The following is a 22,047-nucleotide window of genomic DNA, read 5'->3' as shown; positions in this document are numbered from 1 at the left end:
CATCAGGGTTTTCCAATGGTGGCGTAGTGAATCCGGACGTCGGTCGCGAAGTCGCGCGGCAGGAAACCGTTCTGATCCAGGATGACGGCCTCGCGCATGCGGGCGACGACACTGGCCACGCCGAGCGATTTGAACTCCGGCCATTCCGTCGCGATCACCAGGGCGTCGGCCCCTTCGACCACGTCGTCGGCCGAGGCGGCCAGGGCGACGACTGGATGAAGGTCGGGCGGCAAGTCATGGACGGCGGGATCGAACGCGCGGACCTTGGCACCCCGTTCGGCCAAGCCGCGGCATAACTCGACGGCGGCCGAGCGGCGCAGCGTGTCGGTGCCGGGCTTGTAGGTCAGCCCGAGCAACGCCACCGTTCGGCCGGTCAGATCGCCGAAGTGGTCGGTGATCCGGCGGAGCGCCCAGTTCCGGTGCTGCTGGTTGCTTGGCAGCACACCGCCGAGCAGCGGCAGGATCAGTCCATGTTCGCTGGCGAGTTCGTTGAGAAAGGTGACGTCCCGCGCCAATGTGCCGCCGGCGAACGCGCCGCCCGGCCGGACATAGGCTTTCGGCCCGATGCGCGGCTCGCTGCGCATGCCGGCTTCGACTTCGAAGGCGTCCGCGCCGACCCTTTCGCAGACCGTCGCGACCTCGTTGATGAAGGTCACGCAGGTCGCGAGGAAGGCGTTGATGGCATGCTTGACCATTTCCGCCGATTCGACCGACAGCCAGATCAGGTTGTCGCAGAACCTGGCGGCCACCGGCTCGATGACGGTCCGGGCGTGATCGGGATCGACGCCAAGGATGATGCGCTCGGGTTGGGTGAACACCTCGATCGCCTTGCCCAGCCGGAGATTCTCCGGTGAGTAGGCGAACGCGACCCGACGGCCGCCGGCCGCTTGCTCGAAGGTGGTCTTCAAGCCTCGTGTCGAACCGACCGGCATCTGGGACGAGATCAGCACGACCGCACCATCCTTCAGGTGCGGGAACAGTCCGGCGACACGCGTCCGGACATAGTCCACGTCGGCGCGATCCTCGTCATCCACGGGAGTGTCGTGGGTGACCCAGATAAAGTCGGCGTCACTGACGGCCGCGGCGGCGTCGGTGGTGAAGGACAATGTGCCGGCGCCCAGTCCCGCCGAGACCAGAGCTTCCAATCCGGGCTCGAACAACGGAGGGCGACCCGCCGACAAACCCGCGACCGTGGCCGGATCAAGGTCGAGGCCGACGGTGTCGAAGCCCGCTTGGGCAAGACAGGCGGCGGTGACGGAACCCAGGTGCCAGAGGCCGAATACACAGATCCTCATTGCCGGCTCTCCAGTACCCACTGGTTTTCCCGGAGCCATTGCAGCGTCCGGACGATGCCGTCGCGAATCGTCAGCTTGGGTCGCCATCCCAGGTCGCGGATGCGTGTCGTATCGAGGAAGATGAAGGGGCTATCGCCGATCCAGCCGCGCTCACCGCCTGCGTAGACGAGCCGGGGTTCCAGGCCTAGATGGGCGGTGATCCAGCCGATCGAGTCGTTGACCTCGACATAGCCGTCCTGGCCCAGGTTGAGGACGTTGACCTTGTCGGCCGCCTTGTCGACAGCCAGCAGCATGGCGTCGACGCAATCCTGGACATACATGTAGGACTTGCGCTGCCGGCCATTGCCGAGCACCGGCAGCGTCGTCGGATCGGCCAGCAACTTCTTGTAGAAGTCGAAGACGTGACCGTGGGTGTAGCGCTCTCCCAGCACCGAGACGAACCGGAAAATCCAGGCCTGGAAGCCGAAGCCCTCGCAGTAGGCGGCGATCATGCCTTCGCCCGCCAGCTTGGAGGCGCCGTACAGCGACGTCTGGATCGGGAAGGAGGCGTCCTCGGAGGTCGGGAATACCTTGTGCTCGCCATAGATCGAGCCGGTCGAGGAGAAGCCGATCCGCTTCACGCCATTGGCCCGCATCGCCTCCAGCACGTTGAAGGTGGCGATCGTGTTCTGCTCCAGGTCCCGCCGGGGATGTTCGGTCCCGAATCGGACATCGGCGTTGGCCGCGAGGTGGAAGACGATATCGGCTCCGGCCATCGCCTCGGTCAGCCTCGACATGTCCAGAAGGTCGCCCTCCACCAGGGTGAACGAGGGATGGGCCAGCGAACCGTCGATGAATTGCCGGAATCCGGTCGAAAAGTTGTCGTAGCAGGTCACCCGATGGCCGGCCGCCAAAAGGCGGTCGCACAGGTTGCTACCGATAAACCCGGCGCCGCCGGTCACGAAGGCGTGCATATCTTCACCATTCTCGCTTGGTTCTGAAAAAGGCATGGCGATGCCATGATTTTCGTCAGGGGGTTTGGCCGATGCCCGCGGCCGTCACGGCCGTCAATTTCCGGAAAGTCGGCCGCAACAGCCACAAGACCGCTCCGGGTAACGCGCTGAGCATCACGACGAAACCATAGGTGATCGAGATCGCCAGGGCTTCGGGGGTGGGCATCCCGCCGATCGCGCCCAAGGTCGCGACGACCACGACTTCGCGACCACCCCAGCCCAGGTAGAGGAACGGGATGTTGTTCACGAAGACGATCAGCGGGGTGAACACGAACAGGACGATTGGATCGGCCGGCACGTTCATGCTGACGGCGATCAGCCAGAGGACAAGGCCGATGCAACCCGTGAACATCAAGGCGATGGCCGCCTGGGGTACCAGGAAGCCGGCGTGACCGAGCAGGTTGCCCAGCCCGGCGATGCCGTCCAGCACCGCCGCGACCGGCCGCCATGGTACCTGGAGCTTCGCCCGGCCGGCCCAGACCAGCAGCAGGAAAGCGCAGATGCCTCCGGCCCAGAGCAGCGTCTGATAGGTGAGCAGATCGCTGTCGATGTCGACGACCGGCAACGCCATGGACACCACCAGCCCGCTGAACACGATGCCAAGCGCCCCGACGATGCGGTCGTAGATGACCACCCGGATCGCGTCACCGACCGGCAAGTCGAAGCGCAGCTTGACCATGGCGACCCGCGCGACGTCGCTGAGCGCGGAGATCGGCGCGCCATGGGCGATGAACAGGCTGACGAAACTGATCCGCGCCAAGGCGACGAAGTCGACCGGACGCCCGCCGACATGCTCGACCAGACCCTGGAGCCGGAGTGTCGCCGCCAGCACCACCAGCCCCATGACGCCGATCACGGTCGAGAACCACACGGGATCGAGCCTGCCCCAAACCGCGACCATGGCGCCGAAATCCAGATGGGATGCCATCCACCAGAACAGCAGGCCGAAGATCGCCAGACTATTGACCAGGGCGAACCACTTGTTGGCCAACAAGCGCCGCATCACGCCCCCTTGGTCGCGCTGGCGCTAGCGCTGGCGACCGAGGAGCGCGTGGCCGATGAGGCGGGTGCCCAGCCCTTTTTCAGGGATACGAAACGATACTTGAAGCACGCCCGGAACCAAGTGAGGGGATCGCGGAAGAACGTGACCTTCTTGCCCTCGGTGAAGGACCGGGAGTGATAGTTGACCGGGATTTCCAGGGGCGTGTAGCCGCTGCGCACCAGCTTGGCCATCAGTTCCCAATCGAAGTCGAAGCGGTTGCACTCGAACTCGATGCCGCTGATGCATTCGCGGCGGAACACCTTGTACATGGTGAAGGGGTCGCGCAGCTTCTGGCCATAGACGACGTTGAACAGGGTGGTGAAGAACAGGTGGCCCAGGTTCATCACGTTGCCCAGCGCCACCTGATCGCTGAACTGCCGGATCTTCCAGACATGTCCGCCCTTGCCGTGGCGAATGCCAAGCACGAAGGCGGAGCGATAACTGCGCAGCGGCTCCAGCAGCATATCATAGTCATCGATATCGTATTCCAGGTCGGCGTCCTGGATCAGGATGAAGTCACCGGTCGCGTGACGCAGGCCGGTGCGGACCGCGTGCCCCTTGCCCCGCGGCTTTTCCTCGAAGACGACCTTCACCTTCGGGTGCGAGGCGAAGGACTGGACCTGCTCGCGGGTTCCATCGGTCGAGTTGCTTTCGACGACCACGACCTCCATGTCGAGCCCCTCGATCGTCTTCGCGAGAAGCCGCTCCATCACGGTGGTGAAGGTGCCGCGCTCGTTGAAGACTGGCATCACCACCGACAATTTCTGGCGCCGCCGTACCGGTGGAACCGTATCGCCGCGCCGGGCCATCACGTTCACGCCACTGGCGACGATGCCGATATGGGTCGAGCATAACGACTTGGGCAGCAGGCGGCGCAGGAAACGGCCCGCCGGCGTGATCACGGGAACCGGAAATCGCTCGAAGTGCTGGATGATGTATTCCGGGCTGAGGATCTTGCGGCCACCGGAGAGCGCGATGCTTTCGAAACCGGATTTGAACAGCAGGGATTCGATGCTCCGCCGATCGAAGTAAAACAGATGCTCAAGCTTGAACTCGACCCACCGCTCCTTCATCGCCTTGGCTGACCAGCTGTCCAGGCTCGGCACCGCGACGAAGATCACGCCGCCGGGTTTCAGCAGGCGGCGGACATGCGACAGGAATGCGCCGGGATCACGCGTATGTTCGATCACGTCGGCCATGATGCAGATATCGAAGCTTTCCGCCGGGAGATCGACGGTTTCGATGAAGCCCTGATGGACGGCCGGTGAACCGAGTTTGTCGTTGGCGGTTGCCACCGCGCTCTCCGACACCTCGACCCCGGTGATTTGATAGCCTCGGGACTGGGCCTCGATCAGGAAGTTTCCGAGACCACACCCGATCTCGAGCAGGGACATGTTCCCGCGCTGCTGGGCGTCGAGTCCGAGATAGCTTTCCACCTCGTCAAGATATAGGGCGGCGGTCTTCCTCTTCAGGCGGTCGACCTCGATTTGAAAGCCCTTTTCCTCAAAATTACTTTCTCTGTCGGCACCAAGAAAGTAGCTTGAAGAATAGATCGCCTCCAGTTCCAGATCCGTGGGCTGTGGATTCCGCATCACGAAACCGCAGTCCGTGCATCCGACGATCGCGCTGCCCTCGTGGGTGAATTGATAATCAAGCTTCTTGCTATTACATATTGGGCAGGCATCCAAGGACAGCACCGGAAGCTGCGACAGGGCGTTCATCCAAGAGTCTCCGAATTAATTAGGCAAGAAGCACGAACGTTCTTATACGCATACGTCTTTAGATTTAGTAAATTTGGATTAAAGCTTTAGGGTAGGTAGCGAAAGAAAATCAAGGGGTCAATAGGAATAATTTTTACCGGCTCTCCTTGTGGTTTCCCGCGGCGATCCTGGTCGAGCGGCGGCACCGATCCCGAAATCCCCTGGATCCGCGGCTCTTTGGCACCCCATCAACTTTGCCCAGGAGGATCCGCCTGGGACAAGTCGCCCTCATTTCGCCCGGATCGAGTCGCGGATCCGGTTCGATGGGTTTCGCTTGACATCAAGATTGCCTAGTTCTAAAGCCATACAACTTAGTGATTAATCTTTTGGATTTAATTTAAAGGTTGAATGAGATGAGCGCATTCAAGGCGATCAAAAATCGAATATTGGCTGCGGCGGCGACCGACAAATCGGCCAGCCGTTACGAGGGATGCATTGATGGCGTTTCAAACCGAAATGTGCTCGGTTGGGCTTGGCAGACTGGCAATTCCGATCCGCTAGTCGTGAATATCTACTCGGGCGATACCCTGATCACCTGGGGAACCGCCAACTTGTTTCGTGAGGATTTGAAGGTTGCGGGTAAAGGGGAAGGAAAACATGGGTTCGATATACCCCTGCCCCTGGATATCGACACCAGCACCCTCAGGTTCGTGATCGAGGGCGGGGATGAAATCGGCCACAACCTCTTCCAGGCATCGCTGCCAGCGGGTTCTCCCCGCGGGAAAATGGATCCTGCGGGAAAACCCACCGTCTGGCTTGAAATCACCGATCTCATCCACTACCTCCGGCACCATAAAACCGTATCCGGCATCCAACGGGTCCAGTGTGAACTGGTCCGCCTGATCGTGGCCAGCGGCCGCTTCCGTATCCGTTTCTGCATCACCACCGAGTCGAGCACCGCCTATTACGAAATCCCGTTCGTGAGCATCGAGACGCTCCTCAACAGGCTGGACGCGAACTCTTCGATTCCGCTGTCGGAATGGGCCGGCTACACATCGAGCTTGGCGGACACGTCGCGGCTGCGTGATGCCGACATCGCCAGCGGAGACATGTTGTTCCTGCTGGGCGCGTTCTGGAACTTTCCCGACGCCATCCACCTCATCAACAGCTTGCGTGAATCCGGTGTCAGGATTGGCGTCTATATCTATGATCTGATACCGCTCTACAATCCCGAGTATTGTGACCGGCAATTGGTGCGGATGTTTGTCAGTTCCTTCGCGATGCTGTCCCAGATCGTGGATCTGGTCTTCACCATCTCGCAATATACGGCGGACGACGTCACCCGCTTCTACCGCGAACTCGGGCAGAAGCCCAGGACCATCAAGCCGGTTCTGCTCGCCCACGAGATGCGCGGTGGCGGAGTGGGCGCTGGCGTCATGTCGAGGCGCGGTTCCCTCGCGGAGTCGGTGGAGGGGCCGTTCGTCCTTTGCGTGTGCACCATCGAGATCCGCAAGAACCACATCTACCTGCTGAGGATCTGGCGGGAACTCCTGAGAAAGCACGGCAGGGATCGTGTCCCCAAGCTGATCCTGGTTGGGCGCCGGGGCTGGAGGGTCGATGATTTCTTCGCGCAGCTCGAAGGCACCGATTATCTCGGCAACCACATACGGGTGCTCCACGATATCAGCGACTCCGACCTTCAATCCCTCTACCAGAACTGCCTGTTCACCGTCTTCCCCAGCTTCTGCGAAGGCTGGGGTCTGCCCGTCGGTGAGAGCCTGGTATACGGGAAGATTTGCATCGCCTCGCAAACGACATCCATTCCGGAGGTCGGCAAGGAGTTCGCGATATCCATCGATCCGGACAATGTCAGCGACGGCCTCCAGACGATCGAGCGCTACATTTTCGATGACGCGATGCGCGACAAAGCCGAAGCCAATCTTCGGAAGCGATTTCGCCCGAGAAGCTGGCAAGATGTCGCGACGACCTTTCTCGACGAGCTGGACGGATTTCTCCGTGAAACGGGTTCCGACCAGCGTCCCGCCCCCGCCGGCTTCGTCAAGCTGGGTGATCTCGCCCGCCTACGCCGCCACGATATCCCAGCCAGCATGGAGGACTTGACCTTCAACCATCCCGGCCGGCACCTCGTATGCTCCAAGGGATGGCACAAGCCCGAGCCCTGGGGCCGGTGGATGAACGGTCGCTTCTCGACGATCTCGCTCTCGTTGGATGCCACGAAACCCATCCCACCGCGCATCCGCGTCTATTTGGAGATGGTGGTTCCGGACGAAATCGACTCCCCCAGACTTCGGATCGTCAGCGCGTGTGGCGCGGTGCGTCAGGCTCACCCGAAGCGGTCGGGTGCCTTCTTCGTCTCGATCGACTGCGCCGCCGTACAAGCCGGCTCGGCCTCCCCTGGGATCAAGCTATCCCTTCATATCGACCGGGATCACCTGCTCCCCGAGCCTGACAATCGGAGATTGGGGTTGGGAATCCGGGCCATCGGGATCGTGGATCCGGACAATGTCATGCAGCGCCTGGAGTTCATGGAGAGTCTCCTGCTGGGATCGCAATAACGAGATCCCGCCTCGATCCGAGATTCCGTCCTTGATGGAGGCCGGGCATCAGCGATGGTCCCGGCCTTCCCGCCTGCCGACCGGGAATGAGTGCGCCCCTCGACAGGTTGGCACCACGCTTGCCAGGTTGTGATTGGTTGCCACGGCGTTTCAAGATATCAGGCGCCAAGACCGGTTCCCTCGCGGTCGAGCCACCATCGCGAGGCGCCTCTCCCCAAATACGGTTCCCACCGTGTGAGCGGCGACAGCAAAGTTAACGGATCACTCATGCTTTTTGGTCAAACATTCCGCTTCGGCGCCGGATTCATCTCAGCTTAGGCGATCATAATACAACGCACCTCATGAATAGACTGCCATGCGGATTACAGACCTCGACATCACCGATGTGAAGATGATCGTTCCGAAGAAATTCGGCGACGCACGAGGATATTTTTGCGAAACTTATAGTAAACAGGATTTTGCCGAAGCCGGCATCGAGGAAGTATTCGTACAGGATAACCAGTCCTTTTCCGCCTCGCACGGCACGGTGCGAGGCCTTCATTTTCAAGTCCCGCCCTTCGCCCAAAGCAAGCTGGTCCGCGTCCTGCGGGGCAGCATCCTGGATGTCGCCGTGGATCTTCGTCACGGCTCGCCGAGCTACGGCGACTACGTCTCCGCCGTGATCAGCGCGCGGGAAGGAAATCAAATCCTCGTGCCCATTGGCTTCGCACATGGTTTCTGCACGTTGGAGCCTGACACGGAGGTCTTCTACAAGGTTTCCGCCCCCTATTCACCGGCACATGACCGCGGCGTCTCCTGGATCGACAAGGACATCGCGATCGACTGGCCGGTGAAGCCCGCCGACGCGGTGCTATCCGCCAAGGATCTGGCGCTTCCCCCCCTGGCCGGCCTGCCCGACCGCTTCATGCCGCCACAGTGACTTCTGGGCCGCTCCCGATCATAGGATATCGAGCGATGAAGCCAGTCCCCACCAGCGTCGCCGGCCCCCATCAACCGCCGGAAGCCGGCCGCGGCATCGTGAACCAGGGTGTTCAGGCGGCCGCGCGGACCATCCTGGTATTCGGCGGCCAGGGGCAGGTGGCGACAAGCCTGCGTGAGGCCGTCCTGCCAGCCGGCTGGATCGTCCGCACCGCCGGCCGCGCCGAGTGTGACGTCACCGTCCGGCGGGACGTGGACAGGATCGTCGCGGAGAGCGGCGCCGCCGTCGTGATCAACGCCGCGGCCCATACCGCCGTGGATCGGGCCGAGAGCGAGCCGGAAGCGGCCATCGCGGTCAACCGGGACGGAGCACGCCACATCGCGGAGGCCTGCGCCCGCAGGGGCGCGCCGCTGATCCACCTGTCCACCGACTATGTGTTCGACGGGCGGGCCGTTGGCCACGCCTATCGCGAGGATGATCCGATCGCTCCCGTCAGCGTCTACGGCGCCAGCAAGGCGGAGGGCGATCAGGCCGTGCGCGACGCGACGTCGCGCCACGCCATCGTCCGGACGGCGTGGGTCTATGGCGCGCATGGCCAGAACTTCGTCAAGACCATGCTACGCCTGGGACGGGAGCGGCCCGAACTTGGCATCGTCGCGGACCAGCACGGCTGCCCGTCGGCCGCCGCCGATATCGCCGACGCGCTGGTCGCCATGGCGGTGCGCATGGCGGAACCCGGTGCCAGGGCCGACCTCCACGGCACCTTCCATTTCACCGGAACGGGTTCGACCACGTGGTACGGCTTCGCCCAGGAAATCTTCCGGCTCGCCGCCCGCCATGGCCATCCGGTCCCGGTCCTGCGACCGATCACCACCACCGACTACCCGACTCCGGCCGCGCGCCCCGCCAATTCGGTGCTGGACTGCTCCCGGCTCCGCGCCACCTTTGGCATCGCCGCCCCGCCTTGGCGGGACAGTCTCGCGACCTGCGTGGCGCGGCTTTGCGAGTCGTCCGTCGGGGCATTGCCATGAAGGGCATCATCCTGGCCGGCGGCTCCGGCACCCGGCTGCATCCGGTTACCCTGGTCATCAGCAAGCAGCTCCTGCCGGTCTATGACAAGCCGATGATCTACTATCCGCTCAGCACCCTCATGCTGGCGGGCATCCGCGAAATCCTGATCATCACCACGCCGCACGATCAGGCGCGGTTCCAGGAATTGCTGGGCGACGGCAGCCAATGGGGCATCGAGTTGAGCTACAAGGCCCAGCCGTCGCCCGACGGGCTGGCACAGGCCTTCCTGATCGGCCGCGACTTCATCGGTGGCGACGGCTGCGCGCTGATCCTGGGCGACAACATCTATTACGGCCATGGATTGTCGAAGAAGCTCCAAGCGGCGGGAGATGGCGGCAAGACGGGCGCCACGGTGTTCGCCTATCTGGTCGGCGATCCCCAGCGTTATGGGATCGTCGAATTCGATGGTTCCGGCCATGCCACCCATATCGAGGAGAAACCCGCCAAGCCGCGCTCGAACTGGGCGGTGACCGGCCTCTATTTCTACGACAACCAAGTCGTGGACATCGCCGCGTCGGTCACGCCATCGGCTCGCGGTGAGCTGGAGATCACCTCGGTCAACGCCGCCTACCTGGAGCGCGGCCAGCTTTCGGTCGAACAGCTCGGCCGGGGCTTCTGCTGGTTCGACATGGGCACCCATGAGTCCCTGCTGGAAGCCGGCGAGTTCGTCCGCACCATCGAGAAGCGCCAGGGTCAGCGAATCGCCTGCGTCGAGGAGGTCGCCTACCGCATGGGCTTCATCGACGGTCCAAAGCTTCTGCGGCTGGGCGAAGCGCTGGGCAAGAGCGGTTACGGCAAATACATCCTCTCCCTGCTGGAAGGCGCCGCCGCCTGAGCCGTGGCGCTGGCCGGCTTTGGCCAATGGGCGTTCCGCAACTCACCGACGCGCCGGATGGTCCGGTACCGACCCCTCTCGCTTCTGCCGGCCCGATTTGGTAATTCATTCGTTGACGCGAGAACTTCCGGTCGCGGGTGAAGACGGTTACCGAACGAGGTCGATCATGGACAACATCGGACATCACCGCGAAAGCCCGAGAACAAGATGGTGAAGGATCGGCCATGCTGACACATCGAAGAGAGGCCGGCGAGCCGCCTAGTCGCGTGGTGGTGCTTGGCGCGGCCGGTTTCGTGGGTGGCGCCGCGGCGCGCCACATGGAGGCCGCCGGGATCCCCGTCCTGGGCCTTGGCCGCGTCGAGATCGACCTGCTCGCGGTGGATGCCGCCGAGCGGCTGGCGGTCGTGCTGCGTCCGTCCGACACATTGGTCGTCACCTCGGCCCGCGCGCCGTGCCGGACGCCCGCCATGCTGGTCGAGAACACGCGCATGATCGAGGCGGTCTGCCGGGCGGTCGAGACGAAACCACCAGCCCATCTGGTCTATGTGAGTTCCGACGCCGTCTATGCCGACCAGTCGGTCCCCCTGACCGAGCGATCCTGCGCCGAACCCGGCTCGCTCCACGGCGCCATGCATCTCGCGCGCGAAATCATGTTGAAGGCCACCTATCCCGGTCCCCTGGCGATCCTGCGTCCCACCCTGATCAACGGCACCGCCGATCCTCATGATGGCTATGGTCCCAACCGCTTCAGGCGCCTGGCCCTGGCTGGCGAGAACATCGTCCTGTTCGGCGAGGGGGAGGAAATGCGTGACCATGTCTCGATCGACGATGTCGCGGAACTGATCCACCGGATCGTGCTGCGGCGAAGCCATGGCGTGCTGAACGCCGCCACCGGCCAGACGATGTCATTCCGCGAGATCGCGGAGCGCATCGTGGCGCTGACCCGATCGCCAGTGCGGATCATCGGCACGCCGCGCCAGGGACCCATGCCGCACAACGGCTACCGGGCGTTCGATATCGCCGGGTGCCGCGAGGCGTTCCCCGATTTCGCCCCTACCGGTATCGCCGAGGGACTTGGACGTACCTGCCGCGCGCCATAGGCGGCCCCAAGCCCCGGCTTCCCCAATATCAATCCCGATTGGAACAGACCATGGCTGAAGTTGACATTTTGGCGAGATTGCCTCGCACGAAACGCGATGTCACCGCCCGTGCCACCGCCAAGTCTCCCGAGGTCATCGCCATCTCGCGGCAGTACGGCAGGGAGTATTTCGACGGCCCGCGTGAGTACGGATATGGCGGCTTCCGCTATGACGGCCGCTGGCTGCCGATCGCCGAGGACATTGTCGCCCATTTCGGCCTGAAACCCGGCGACCGCGTGCTCGACGTCGGATGCGCCAAGGGATTTCTGGTCAAGGACTTGATGAAGGCCTGTCCTGGTATCGAGGCGTTCGGCATCGATGTTTCGGAATACGCGGTCGTCAACTGCGAGCCGGAAGTGGTCGGGCGGTTGCACATCGGCAACGCCGACCGGTTGCCGTTTCCCGATGGCAGCTTCGACGCGGTGATTTCCATCAACACCATCCACAACCTGGACCGGGATGGCGTGCTGCGGGCACTTCGGGAGATCCAGCGACTGTCAGGCGGCAAGGCTTTCGTCCAGGTCGACTCCTACCACACCGAGGAACAGCGGCGGGTCTTCCTGGACTGGGTGCTGACCGCGAACTTCCACGATTATCCCCAGGAATGGGTCAAGCTTTTCGTGGAAGCGGGCTATACCGGCGATTATTATTGGACGATCTGCGAATAGTCCCCGCGACCGACCCTCAGGGGTGCCCGAGGCCCCGCCGTGGCGGCAGCCCGCGGGCGTGATGATCCAGGCCCGCCGCCACGACGGCGGCGCCATCCAGCATCCGGTAGGGATCGATCACCGTGCGGCCTTTCATGACTCTCGCGAGTTCCATTGGCGCGAGCCGGGCGAATTCCGGCCAGGGCGTCATGATGAATAGCACGTCGGCCCCCTCCGCCGCGGCCATGGCGGACCGCGCTCCGACCGCTCCCGACGCCATCGCCGCCGGCACGACCGGGTCGAAGGCGTGGACCTCCAGGTCCCGCAGACGCTCGATCAGCGAGAGAGCCGCCGAGTTCCGGGTCGAGTGGGTGTTTTCCTTGTAGGCGAGGCCGAGTACGGCCACCCGGAGTTTGCCCCCCTCCGGATGGGTTTGGCGGAACTCCCGCCAAGCCCAAGCCTGGTGATGCAGGCTGTTGGTCACGAACCCCCGGATCGTCGAGGCTTCGGTGCCATGGCGCGTGGCGAGATCCAGGACGGTGGCGAGGTCGCGTTCGATGTTGCCGCCGGCCAACCCCAGACCGGGCGTGAGATAGCTGTGGGGACCGATGCGGCGGTCGAGCCGGAGGGAAGGCACCACCTCGGCCCAATCGGCGCCGACCCGCTCACTCAACTCGGCGAGCGTGTTGGCCACGCTGACCGAGGCGGCGAGACAACAGTTGATGGCGATCTTGGCCAGTTCGGCGCTTTCGTAACGCATCGGGAGCACCGGACAGTCGAAGCGGCCGAGGTAGGATGCGAGTGCCGCCGGCATCGGCGCCGCCGGATCGGCCAATCCGATGATGAAGCGTTCCGGCCGCGACGCGCGCTCGACCGCGCGGCCGAACACCAGGGTTTCGACCTGATAGACCAGGCGCTCCGGAGCCATCGGCACGCCGCGCGTGAAGCCGGGCGGAACCTGGCAGAGCACCACCAGGACGGCGTGTTCGGCCAGAGCCGGGATGACCCGCCCGATCAGCGCCTCGATGCCGGTGAGGTCGCTGCGCTGCTCGTCATCGGTCGGCACGTCGGTGGCGATGTAGACCAGATCGCATCGCCCCAGTTCGTCCAAGTCGCTGGTGACGGTCAGACGTTCGGCGTGATCCCGGAAAAGGCCGTCCAGGTCCGGTTCCGCGACTGGCAGGTTCCCCGCGCGGATATCGGCCACCGCCGCGGCATCGGCGCCATGGGCGATGACGGTGAAGCCCTTGGCGGCGGCGGCGGCGGCGGAAACCAAGCCGAGATGGGTCAGGCCGGCGAAGCCGATGACCGGACGCTTCATGTCCCGTGTCCTTCCAGCGCTTGGACGGCGAGGTCGTCCAGGATGGCGTTGATGACCCTGTCGTTGCCCATGTTGCCGGGACCACCCGTTTCACAGAGCCGCTTGAAGTGGGCGTATTCCAGAGTCCAGGTCGGATCGGACCGGACCACCGTGATCGCATCCTCGGGCGGGCGGCCGCTCGGCAGGACGCGGTGGCGGCGGGTGAACACCGATGGCCCCCACTTGCACAGGCTGTCGATATGCGCCGAGCCGTTCTCCGCGAGGATGTCGCAGGTGAACTGGTTACGCCAGTTCAGCAGCGACATCTCGATCTCGAACACGATCATCCCGCGCGCGCCCGCCACGACATGGTCGAAGGCGCGGTTCTCGAACCGGCTGGCCGACCAGATCCGGAACGGCGCATCCAGATCGCCGAACCAGAACAACAGCGTATCCAGCAAATGCGAACCAAGATCCGGCAGCACCCCGGCTCCCTGATCGCGCCAAACCGAATCGCGGACGTCGCGCGCCGTGCCGTTGCCGTAGGATAGGCGGCACCGGTAGACGCGCCCCAGCTCGCCCGATCGGATCAGGCCCGCCATGCGCTCGAAATGCGGTTCGAACCGGTGATTGTAGGCGGTGTAGCACACCGCGGCGTTCGCCCGCGCCAGCGCGTCGAGCCGCGCCAAGCCGCCAGCGGACGCGAACAGGGGCTTCTCCACCAGCACATGCTTGCCGTGACCGAGCAGCCGTGCCAGCAACTCCAATTTCGGGCCGTCGGGCGTGCAGACCAAAGCGGCGTCGAAGCAGTCGGGTGGCACATCCTCGATGCGCCGCCAGTCGGCATCGGGCGCCACCGGATCGACCGTTCCGACGGCGTCCGCGCCGGCGACCTTCAAGCGCTTGCGGCCTTGATTGCCAAGCCCGACGACGATGATCCGCATGACGTCCCGCTCAGCTCCTGAATTGACAGGCGTTCTCGACCGTGTCGATCCGGGCCAGCAACCCGGCCGGGGTGATCGGATGATTGCCATCGACCTCGCATTCCAAGGCCGCCGCCATGGAGCCCAGGATGCTGGCGACCACCGTCGAGCCGGACGCCAGCATGGACAGCGTCGCGTAGGCCAGCAACGCGTCGCCGGCGCCGACCGCGTCGACCACCCGGTCGACGAAGCTGTCGACCACGAAGAAACTGTCGATCGCCTCGTGATTGGGGTTGCGGCAGGTCAGCACGCCTTTTTCGCCGAGCTTCAGGATCAGCATCCGGCATCGGGCGGTATCGTAGATTTCCGAGGCGAGCGGCCGGATACCGGAATCCTGGTCACCCAGCGCGAAGCGCGCCTCGCGCTCGTTCGGGGTGATGAGGTCGAAGCCCTGGAATTCGGTGATGTTGCCCCACCGGCTGGCGACCTGGCTGTCGGCCACCTTGAATACCCCATCCGCGATGGCGCCGGTCAGGAACGGAATGGTGCGGCGGTTGAAGACGCCATGGCGGAAATCACTGAACACCACCGCATCGGCTGGCTCGGTGCGGATGGTCCGAACCAGCCGCTCGACGATCTCGTCGGAAATCGAACGGTTGTCCAGCGTGTCGATCTTCAGCAGCCGGTAGCCGCCGGCGACGATGGCGTTCTTCTGGGTGGTCGGCCGCGTGGCGTCGACGATGGGCTGGCACCGCACTCCGGCCCCGGCGAGATCCTCGAGCACGAAGTCCTTGAGCGCGTCGTCGCCCAACACGGTCGAGAACACGACCTCGGCTCCGGCCGCCCGCAGATGCTTGGCGACGATGCCGGCCCCGCCGACGAAATCCTCCCGCCCCTGATACAACACGCTCACGGTCGGCGTCTTGGTCTGGCCGCCGATCATCGCGGTCTGGGTATAGCTGTCGACGATGGTGTCGCCAACCACATGGACCCGCAGCCCCCGCAGCCGTTCCAGCGTGCCGCGTAGATCGTCGAAGGTCAGCCGCTCGCCGTCCATCAGGGTCAGCAGCTTGTCGTATTTCAGGCTAGGCGGCTGCAAGTCGATCAGCCTCGAGGACGACAGGACATGATCGCCCGGTGTGAAGATCACCTCCCCGCCATACCCTTGCACCAGCTCCACCTCCTCCTGGGTCTTCGGCGGCAGGCCGCCCGAGACATACTCGTAGCCCTTGGCGTAGAAGTCCGGCTGGAGCCGGTCCAGGGTGCGGAGCGGCTTGGCCTCGGGATCGATGATGACGTAATCGACGAACTCGAAGGCGGCGAGGTTGAGGGCGCGCAGTTCCTGCGGCACATGCGGCCGGTACAGCCCCTTGGAGATGTGACGGTCGGCCGTCAGGCTGGCGACCAGGATGTCGGCCTTGCCCTTGGCGTAGAGCAGATGGCGCAGATGGCCGGGATGCACCACGTCGAACACGCCATGGCACAGGATGACCTTGCGGGCGCGCGGCCAGGGTCCCAGGATCTCGCGCAACTCATCCAGGGTCTTGACCTTGTGGTCGTATTTCTCCGACAGGGCGGACAGCTTACCGGTCATCGGGTTCGCCTCCCAGGCAGGTGAACCAGGTCCGGGTCGCCGTGGCGATCGCCTCCGGATCCCAAAGCGGGGCCTCGCGCCAATAGTCGATGTTGTCCAGCACGCGGCGCACGCCTTCCTCGAAGGACACGCGGGGCTTCCAGCCCAACTCGGCGGTGATGCGGGTGATGTCGGCCCAAGTGCTGTCCGGCTCGCCCGGCCGCTTGGGTATATGAACGGCGTTCCCGCCCAGCAACTCGACCAGTCGGTTGACGGTCTGGGGATCGCCGGCGCCAAGATTGTAGACCCGCCCGACCCGCTCGGTCTCGGCCGCCGCCAGGAAAGCCGCCGCCACGTCGCTGGCGTACAGGAAGTCCCGGCTTTGGGTCCCGTCGCCGACGACGGTGAACGGCCGTCCGGCCAGCTTCTGGCGCAGGAACACGCCGAACACCGCCCCATAGGCGCCAGACGTGCGCGAGCGGATGCCATAGGCGTTGAAGATCCGGATCACGTTGACCGGCAGCCGATAGACTTGCCGCCAGTGCAAGGCGGCTTGCTCACCCTGGTACTTGCTGAGCGCGTAGGGGTAGAGCGGTTGGATCGGGTGGTCCTCGGTGGTCGGCGTGGACGCCAGCCCGTAGCAAGAGGACGACGCCGCGTAGACCAGTTTGGCGACCCCGGCGGCGCGGGCGCATTCCAGCACCCGCACCGTGCCGAGGACATTGGTCGACATATAGTCGTCCGGCCGTTCGATCGACGGAACGATGTCGCCGATGCCCGCGAAGTGGAAAACGTGACGGGCACCCGAGAACAGCCGGTGACCGGGTTCCAGCGCCCGTATGTCGATCTTCTCGAAGGACAGGTTCGGATCGGCCGAGTGGTGGGCGATGTTGGCTTCCCGCCCGCCCACCAGGCTGTCGATCACGCGCACGGCGAAGCCGCGCTCCAGCAACAGGTCGACCATATGGCTGCCGATGAAGCCGGCGCCTCCGGTGACGACCGCGATGGGCCGGGCCACGGAAATGGTGCCGGCGTTGCGGGTGGGTTGGGCGCTCATGCCGCGTGCAGCTTCTTCATGGTCCGGATGTTGTAGTACCGGTCATCGCTCATGCTGTCGGGCAGAAGCCCGTCCTGAAAGGCGCGGCACAGGTCGCGCACCGCGTCCTCGACGGTGTGGCGCGGTCGGAAGCCGAGCACCCGGCTGATCTTGTCGGAATTGATGTGGTAGGAGCGGAGGTCGTCCGACGGCGTGGTGACGATCTCGATGTCACCCTTCTCCGGAAACAGCTCCTGAACCACCCGCCGGACCAGTTCCGCGATCTCCATGATCGTCATGTTCTGTGTGCCGCAATTGAAGGTCTCGTTCGCGACCAAGTGGTCGGGGGCCGACAGCAGCAGCGCGCACAGGTCGACATAGTCCTGGACATGGAGGTTGGGTCGGAGTTGCGCGCCACCGAAGACGGTGATCCGGCCATTGGTCAGGGCATGGTTGGTCAGGATGTTGACGGACAGGTCGAGGCGCTGGCGGGGGGCGTAGCCGCACACGGTGGCGGGGCGGAAGATGACGCCAACGAACGAGTCGTCCGTATGCTTCTTCAGCAGCGGCTCGCACATGCCCTTGTACTTGTTGTACAGGGTGAGCGGCAGCAGCGGATGGTCCTCGGTCACGTCGGGGGCGTCGGACACCCCATAGACCGAACTGCTCGAGGCGTAGACGAACCGTTTGACGCCGGCGTTCTTGGCGGCGATCACGATCGGCTCGAAGGCGTCGAAATTGATCGTGGTGGACAGCCGCTCGTCCAGTTCGAAGCTGGCGTCGTTGGAGATGCAGGCGAGATGCAGCATCGCCTCGTGCCCTTGCAGCGCCGCCGCGAGCTTGGGGGTATCGCGGATATCGCCCCGCACGATGGTGAGGTTCGGATGCTCCTTGGGCAGGAAGCGGTCGCCGAAATACAGGATGTCATAGACGGTGACCCTGTATCCCAACTCCAGGAGCCGCGGCACGAGCAGGCTGCCGCAATAGCCAGCGCCGCCCGTTACGAAGACCGAATCGAACCTTCCGCTCATGACCGCTTCTCCCGGATCCCGACGACTAAGGCCAGCGGCCATGGAAACGGCCGCCGATACCGTGTTAAAGCGCGGCGCGGGTTGCGTTTTGGTTAACGCGCCCTTTCCGTTTGCTGAAAATTCGTATCACGCGCCAGAAGGGCCATCATTCCGCGGCAAGCCGGAGGCGATCGAACGGCAACCGGCGAACGGGCGCTTTGGGAGTGTCGTGCGACCAGGGGCGTGGGGCGCCCCGGACTTACCAGCGTTCGGCCAAGTCACGAAGAAGGTATTCGGCGCGGTTACGCCACGTGTGGTAGGCCATGACATGGCGATGTCCAGCCTCGGCGATCCCCACCCTCCAAGACTCGTCGCGCAGGGCCTTGGCGGCGACCTCCTCGATCGCGTCGAGATCGTAGGGAATGTAATGCTCGTGGGGTGTGAAGTGGCTCTCGATGCCGCTCGGTTTGGTATCCCACAGGGACCGGTTGACCAGCAAGGGCATGCCGCATCCCATAACTTCCATGACGCGCATGTGCATGGTGACCGGGCCGTTGTGGACGTTGACGCGCGTGCGGCAGATGGTGTCGGCGAGGCTGCTCGGACGACTCAGCGTGCCGTAGTAATAGGGATTGAATTCAGGCCACTCCGCCCATTCGGGATTGCCGAAGAAGCCGATATCCCGGGAGACCGTGAGCAACCCGTCGGCGACCCGCTTGCGGTCCTTGAGGCGGATCATGTACTCGTCGATCACGTAGCGGATGTTTTCCGGTATGCTCCTCCGATCGATGCCGTATCCGCGCTTGGCGAAGAATCCGACGATGAATTCGTCGACCTGACGGTTGTCCTGCTTCCAATGCTGAAGGTCGGAAGCCATGAACTCGTCGACCAAGTCGCCGATCCTGCCGATCGGCTGGCCATCGACCTGGATCTCCGTATTCAAGGTATTCGCCCCCAGGGGGCCATACATGTGTCCTATTACGGTGAAGTCGAAAAAAGGGTCGAGCCGCCGCGGATGGAATGTGGTTGGATCACAGGCTGGCAACAGATGACCGAAGCGCTCGGGCTCCAAATGCTCGAACCCCGTGAGTATGGGATCGGTGACCATATAGACGGCGAAACTGCCCGTCGCGTTTTCCGTCACCCGACGCCCATGGACGATATGGTTGAAAACCCAGGCGACGTGCCGGACCGGCTCATTGAAGTTCGTGATCTGGTCGCGGAAGCGATCGATTTCCAGAACGACGTCCGGCTTGTAGTTGTCGACGAAGCACGCGAGGTTGGGTCCCGACAAGGGCGGCCACGACACGAAAGCCTGGACGCCGAGTTGCTCCAGCCCGCGCTTCAAGCCCATCGTCACGCTGATGTAATGATGATCTGGTATCGAGAAGATCGCGACACGTCTTATCGGCGACATGAATAATTCCATTCCGAGACTTGAGGCCGCGTCTACCGCGCCGGATCGATCCGTTTGCCGCAGCAAAGCGCGAAGATGTAGTGCGCCATGGCGTGATAGCCGGTGTGCAGGACCTCGTCGTTCATGGCGAACATGAACACGTTGGTGAAGTGGCGCGCCATCAGCGCCTTGAGCTCGCGCTGATCCTTGCAGTTGACGTGACCCTCACGGCTGTGGGCCGAGGCGTGGGCTTGCGACTGCAGCGAAGGCATGCCGATCACGAGCGTTCCCGAGGGGGTCAGCGGCTCGATCATGTGACGCAGGAACACATCCTCTTGCTCGGCCGGGATATGTTCGAGCACGTCGAGCGCGTAGGCTCCGTCGAAACTGCCGGCGACAGGCCCGGCCATGATGTCGTGCAGGAGGCAATCGATCGGCCATTTCGGCGACAGGGTCGCGCGCGCCGATTCGATGAAGGCGGGATCGAAGTCGACGGCCGTCACCCTTCCAACCGACTGGGCGACGACGCGGGTGGCGAAGGCGTCGCCACACCCGACCTCGAGGGCATGCCCGCTCCCCTCCAGCATCTTGGCCACGAACTTGTATCGGGCGAACATGAAGGCGAGACGCTTGGGATCGTCGTGGTACGCCCAGCTCGTCATGTATCCCATTTTCTGAAGCCCCACCTCCCGCATCAGCTGGATGGCCGGTTGGTATTGCGGCTCGCCGCCATCACGCGTGCTCATGGCGCGCCTCTCCCGCGTCGTCCCGCCGCCGGCCGCTGATCCAGCGCGGCGAGGATGTTTTCAAGCGTCAATCCATGGGACGCCAGCACGTCGGCATGGCTGCCGTGGACGTGGGTGAACTCGTCCCGCAAGGCGAAGTGGTGGAGCCGGGTGTCGGCGTCCATGTCCCAGGCGATCCGTTTCACCATGGGTCCGAGGCCGTTCTGGCACGAGGTTTCCTCGATCACCACCACGCGGCGGTAAGACGCCAGGATGGCGCGCAGCCCCGCCGAATCGAGCGGCTTCAGCGTGTGGACGGACACCAGGGAAGCCGGCTCGCCCCGCTCCGCCAGCGCGTCAGCGGCTTGCTGGGCCAGCCGCATGATGCCGCCATGCGCCAGGATGCAGGTTTCGGCTCCGGGGACGCGGCGCAGGAAGCGCAGCTTGCCGAACAGGAACGGATCGGGCGCGTCCCGGGTGAGCACCGGTTCGCCCGCCTTTCCCAAGCGCATGTAGATCGGGCCGCCCGTTTGGACCGCGCAGTGGCGGGTGGCGGCCTCGACCTCGAGGGGGTCGCACGGTGATATCACGGACAGGTTGGGGATGCCGCAGGCGATCGCCACGTCCTCCTGGGCGTGGTGGGTGCCACCCAGGACCGAATAGGCGACACCGCCGCCGATGCCGACGATGGTGACCGGCAGGTTTTGGTAGGCGAGATCGTTCCGCACCATCTCGAACGGACGGTAGAGCGCGAAGGTGGCGATCGTGTAGGCGAAGGGGCGCAGACCGCGCATCGCCATGCCGGCGGTCATGCCGATCATCACCTGCTCGGCCACCCCGGTGTTGACGAAACGCTCGGGAAAGGCGTCCCGGAACTTCTGGATGCTGCCGGCGGGCGAGATGTCGGCCACGACGATGCAAAGCCGCGGGTCCCGCTGACCCAGTTCGTGGAAGGTGTCGGCGAAGCTATTCCTCATGATCCACCACCAGGCGCGGTGCCCCCGCCTGACCCAACCTCCCGAAGCCCCGCCTTGGCGATCCTATATTCCTCGGCGTCCGGCGAGCGGTAATGCCAGATCGGAACATTCTCCATGAAGGCCACACCCCTGCCCTTGATGGTCCGGCCAACCACGAAGAAGGGAACACCGCCGCGCCGCGACTGGAAGGCGTCCACCAAGGCACCCGCGTCATGACCATCGACGGAGGCCACCTCCCAGCCGAAGGCGGCGATCTTGTCGACGATCGGATAGAAATGCGGATGCGTCTCGCTGGTCCGCCCAAGCCCCTGGAAATCGTTGAGATCGAGCAGGCAGACGAGATTGTCGAGTCCCAGGTTGGCGGCCATCATCAGGGCTTCCCAGACCGACCCTTCCTGCATCTCGCCATCGCCGACCAGCACGAAGACCCGCCGGTCCTCGCGCTTCAGCTTGTCCGCGTAGGCCATGCCGAGGCCGATCGCCAAGCCATGCCCGAGCGAGCCCGTGGAGGCCTCGATGCCGGGGGTCCCGTAATCGGGATGACCGCCCAGCCGGCCCTCGGGTTTGCAGTTCAGTTCAAGATCCTCGGATGACAGGACGCCGAGCCTCTCCAACACGGCGTACTGCGCCATGCAGCCATGACCCTTGGACAGGATGAAGGTGTCCGAACTCGCGCCATTTCGATCGCGTCGCATCAGCCCGAAATAGATCGCGTCCACCATCTCCAGGCAGGAGAAGGCGGGGGCGATGTGCATGGCGGCGAGATTGCGCGACAGGTCGAGGATGCGATGGCGGAGTTCCAGGCAACGGCGCCGAGCCGCCGCGACATCGAACCGACCATCCCGCGGCGGGACCGACGCGGTCGGCGTATCGGTATCGGACACGAGCATG

At 64.0% G+C, this 22,047-nt stretch carries 19 protein-coding genes; 6 read left to right on the top strand and 13 right to left on the bottom strand.

Annotation, left to right across the window (positions count from 1 at the left end; all coding sequences use genetic code 11):
* Positions 1 to 2: 2 nt before the first annotated feature.
* The 4 genes from N825_RS01080 to N825_RS37500 are packed head-to-tail and all read right to left on the bottom strand — an operon-like array spanning position 3 to position 5,050.
* Complete coding sequence (locus N825_RS01080) at positions 3 to 1,295, bottom strand: UDP-glucose dehydrogenase family protein (protein WP_051511358.1); 1,293 nt, start codon at positions 1,293 to 1,295, stop codon at positions 3 to 5.
* Positions 1,292 to 2,248, bottom strand: a complete 957-nt coding sequence (locus tag N825_RS01075; RefSeq protein WP_037445982.1) for an NAD-dependent epimerase/dehydratase family protein — start codon at positions 2,246 to 2,248, stop codon at positions 1,292 to 1,294. The genes N825_RS01080 and N825_RS01075 overlap by 4 nt, the downstream gene beginning before the upstream one ends.
* Before the next feature lie 55 nt (positions 2,249 to 2,303).
* Positions 2,304 to 3,290: a lysylphosphatidylglycerol synthase transmembrane domain-containing protein gene (locus N825_RS01070; RefSeq protein ID WP_037445981.1), complete on the bottom strand. Its 987-nt coding sequence runs from the start codon at positions 3,288 to 3,290 to the stop codon at positions 2,304 to 2,306.
* On the bottom strand, positions 3,290 to 5,050 hold the full coding sequence (locus N825_RS37500; RefSeq protein WP_063833579.1) for a glycosyltransferase: 1,761 nt from the start codon (positions 5,048 to 5,050) through the stop codon (positions 3,290 to 3,292). The genes N825_RS01070 and N825_RS37500 overlap by 1 nt, the downstream gene beginning before the upstream one ends.
* A 392-nt stretch (positions 5,051 to 5,442) precedes the next feature.
* On the opposite strand from N825_RS37500, the gene N825_RS36045 reads away from it, so the two are divergent.
* The 6 genes from N825_RS36045 to N825_RS01035 all read left to right on the top strand — a co-directional run bounded on the left by N825_RS36045 (position 5,443) and on the right by N825_RS01035 (position 12,237).
* Complete coding sequence (locus tag N825_RS36045; RefSeq protein ID WP_084164128.1) at positions 5,443 to 7,605, top strand: glycosyltransferase family 4 protein; 2,163 nt, start codon at positions 5,443 to 5,445, stop codon at positions 7,603 to 7,605.
* A 355-nt stretch (positions 7,606 to 7,960) separates the two neighbouring features.
* Complete coding sequence (rfbC, locus tag N825_RS01055; protein ID WP_037445980.1) at positions 7,961 to 8,524, top strand: dTDP-4-dehydrorhamnose 3,5-epimerase; 564 nt, start codon at positions 7,961 to 7,963, stop codon at positions 8,522 to 8,524.
* Between the two features lie 35 nt (positions 8,525 to 8,559).
* The gene (gene rfbD / locus N825_RS01050; RefSeq protein WP_084164126.1) at positions 8,560 to 9,555 is read left to right on the top strand and encodes a dTDP-4-dehydrorhamnose reductase; all 996 of its coding nucleotides are present in this window, start codon (positions 8,560 to 8,562) and stop codon (positions 9,553 to 9,555) included.
* Complete coding sequence (gene rfbA, locus N825_RS01045) at positions 9,552 to 10,430, top strand: glucose-1-phosphate thymidylyltransferase RfbA (RefSeq protein WP_037445979.1); 879 nt, start codon at positions 9,552 to 9,554, stop codon at positions 10,428 to 10,430. Before rfbD ends, rfbA begins: the two co-directional genes overlap by 4 nt.
* 224 nt (positions 10,431 to 10,654) lie before the next feature.
* Positions 10,655 to 11,530: an NAD-dependent epimerase/dehydratase family protein gene (locus N825_RS01040; protein WP_037445978.1), complete on the top strand. Its 876-nt coding sequence runs from the start codon at positions 10,655 to 10,657 to the stop codon at positions 11,528 to 11,530.
* Positions 11,531 to 11,580: 50 nt separating this feature from the next.
* Positions 11,581 to 12,237 carry a class I SAM-dependent methyltransferase gene (locus N825_RS01035; protein WP_037445977.1) on the top strand — a complete coding sequence of 219 codons (657 nt, stop codon included), beginning with the start codon at positions 11,581 to 11,583 and terminating at the stop codon, positions 12,235 to 12,237.
* 16 nt (positions 12,238 to 12,253) lie between these two features.
* Here N825_RS01035 and N825_RS01030 read toward each other — a convergent pair whose 3' ends face one another.
* From N825_RS01030 to N825_RS00990, 9 genes are all read right to left on the bottom strand, one after another.
* Positions 12,254 to 13,537 (bottom strand): nucleotide sugar dehydrogenase, encoded by a 1,284-nt coding sequence (locus N825_RS01030; RefSeq protein ID WP_051511356.1) that lies wholly within the window; start codon positions 13,535 to 13,537, stop codon positions 12,254 to 12,256.
* Positions 13,534 to 14,460: a Gfo/Idh/MocA family protein gene (locus N825_RS01025; RefSeq protein WP_037445976.1), complete on the bottom strand. Its 927-nt coding sequence runs from the start codon at positions 14,458 to 14,460 to the stop codon at positions 13,534 to 13,536. The genes N825_RS01030 and N825_RS01025 overlap by 4 nt, the downstream gene beginning before the upstream one ends.
* 10 nt (positions 14,461 to 14,470) lie before the next feature.
* Entirely contained in the window at positions 14,471 to 16,033 is a 1,563-nt protein-coding gene (locus N825_RS01020) for a PfkB family carbohydrate kinase (protein ID WP_037445975.1), read from the bottom strand.
* On the bottom strand, positions 16,023 to 17,069 hold the full coding sequence (locus tag N825_RS01015) for an NAD-dependent epimerase/dehydratase family protein (protein WP_051511355.1): 1,047 nt from the start codon (positions 17,067 to 17,069) through the stop codon (positions 16,023 to 16,025). Before N825_RS01015 ends, N825_RS01020 begins: the two co-directional genes overlap by 11 nt.
* Positions 17,066 to 18,079 carry an NAD-dependent epimerase/dehydratase family protein gene (locus N825_RS01010; RefSeq protein WP_037445974.1) on the bottom strand — a complete coding sequence of 338 codons (1,014 nt, stop codon included), beginning with the start codon at positions 18,077 to 18,079 and terminating at the stop codon, positions 17,066 to 17,068. The genes N825_RS01015 and N825_RS01010 overlap by 4 nt, the downstream gene beginning before the upstream one ends.
* 238 nt (positions 18,080 to 18,317) lie before the next feature.
* A complete protein-coding gene (locus N825_RS01005) occupies positions 18,318 to 19,475 on the bottom strand; it encodes a glycosyltransferase family protein (protein ID WP_198038135.1) in 1,158 nt (385 codons plus the stop codon).
* A 32-nt stretch (positions 19,476 to 19,507) separates the two neighbouring features.
* On the bottom strand, positions 19,508 to 20,200 hold the full coding sequence (locus N825_RS01000) for a class I SAM-dependent methyltransferase (RefSeq protein WP_037445972.1): 693 nt from the start codon (positions 20,198 to 20,200) through the stop codon (positions 19,508 to 19,510).
* On the bottom strand, positions 20,197 to 21,156 hold the full coding sequence (locus tag N825_RS00995; RefSeq protein WP_037445971.1) for a transketolase family protein: 960 nt from the start codon (positions 21,154 to 21,156) through the stop codon (positions 20,197 to 20,199). The genes N825_RS01000 and N825_RS00995 overlap by 4 nt, the downstream gene beginning before the upstream one ends.
* Entirely contained in the window at positions 21,153 to 22,046 is an 894-nt protein-coding gene (locus tag N825_RS00990) for a transketolase (protein WP_051511354.1), read from the bottom strand. The genes N825_RS00995 and N825_RS00990 overlap by 4 nt, the downstream gene beginning before the upstream one ends.
* Position 22,047 lies beyond the last annotated feature (1 nt).

The sequence above is a fragment of the Skermanella stibiiresistens SB22 genome, assembly GCF_000576635.1.
Classification (GTDB): domain Bacteria; phylum Pseudomonadota; class Alphaproteobacteria; order Azospirillales; family Azospirillaceae; genus Skermanella; species Skermanella stibiiresistens.
The sequence above is the reverse complement of the archived record's forward strand: the minus strand, read 5'-3'. Positions and strand labels throughout refer to the sequence as shown.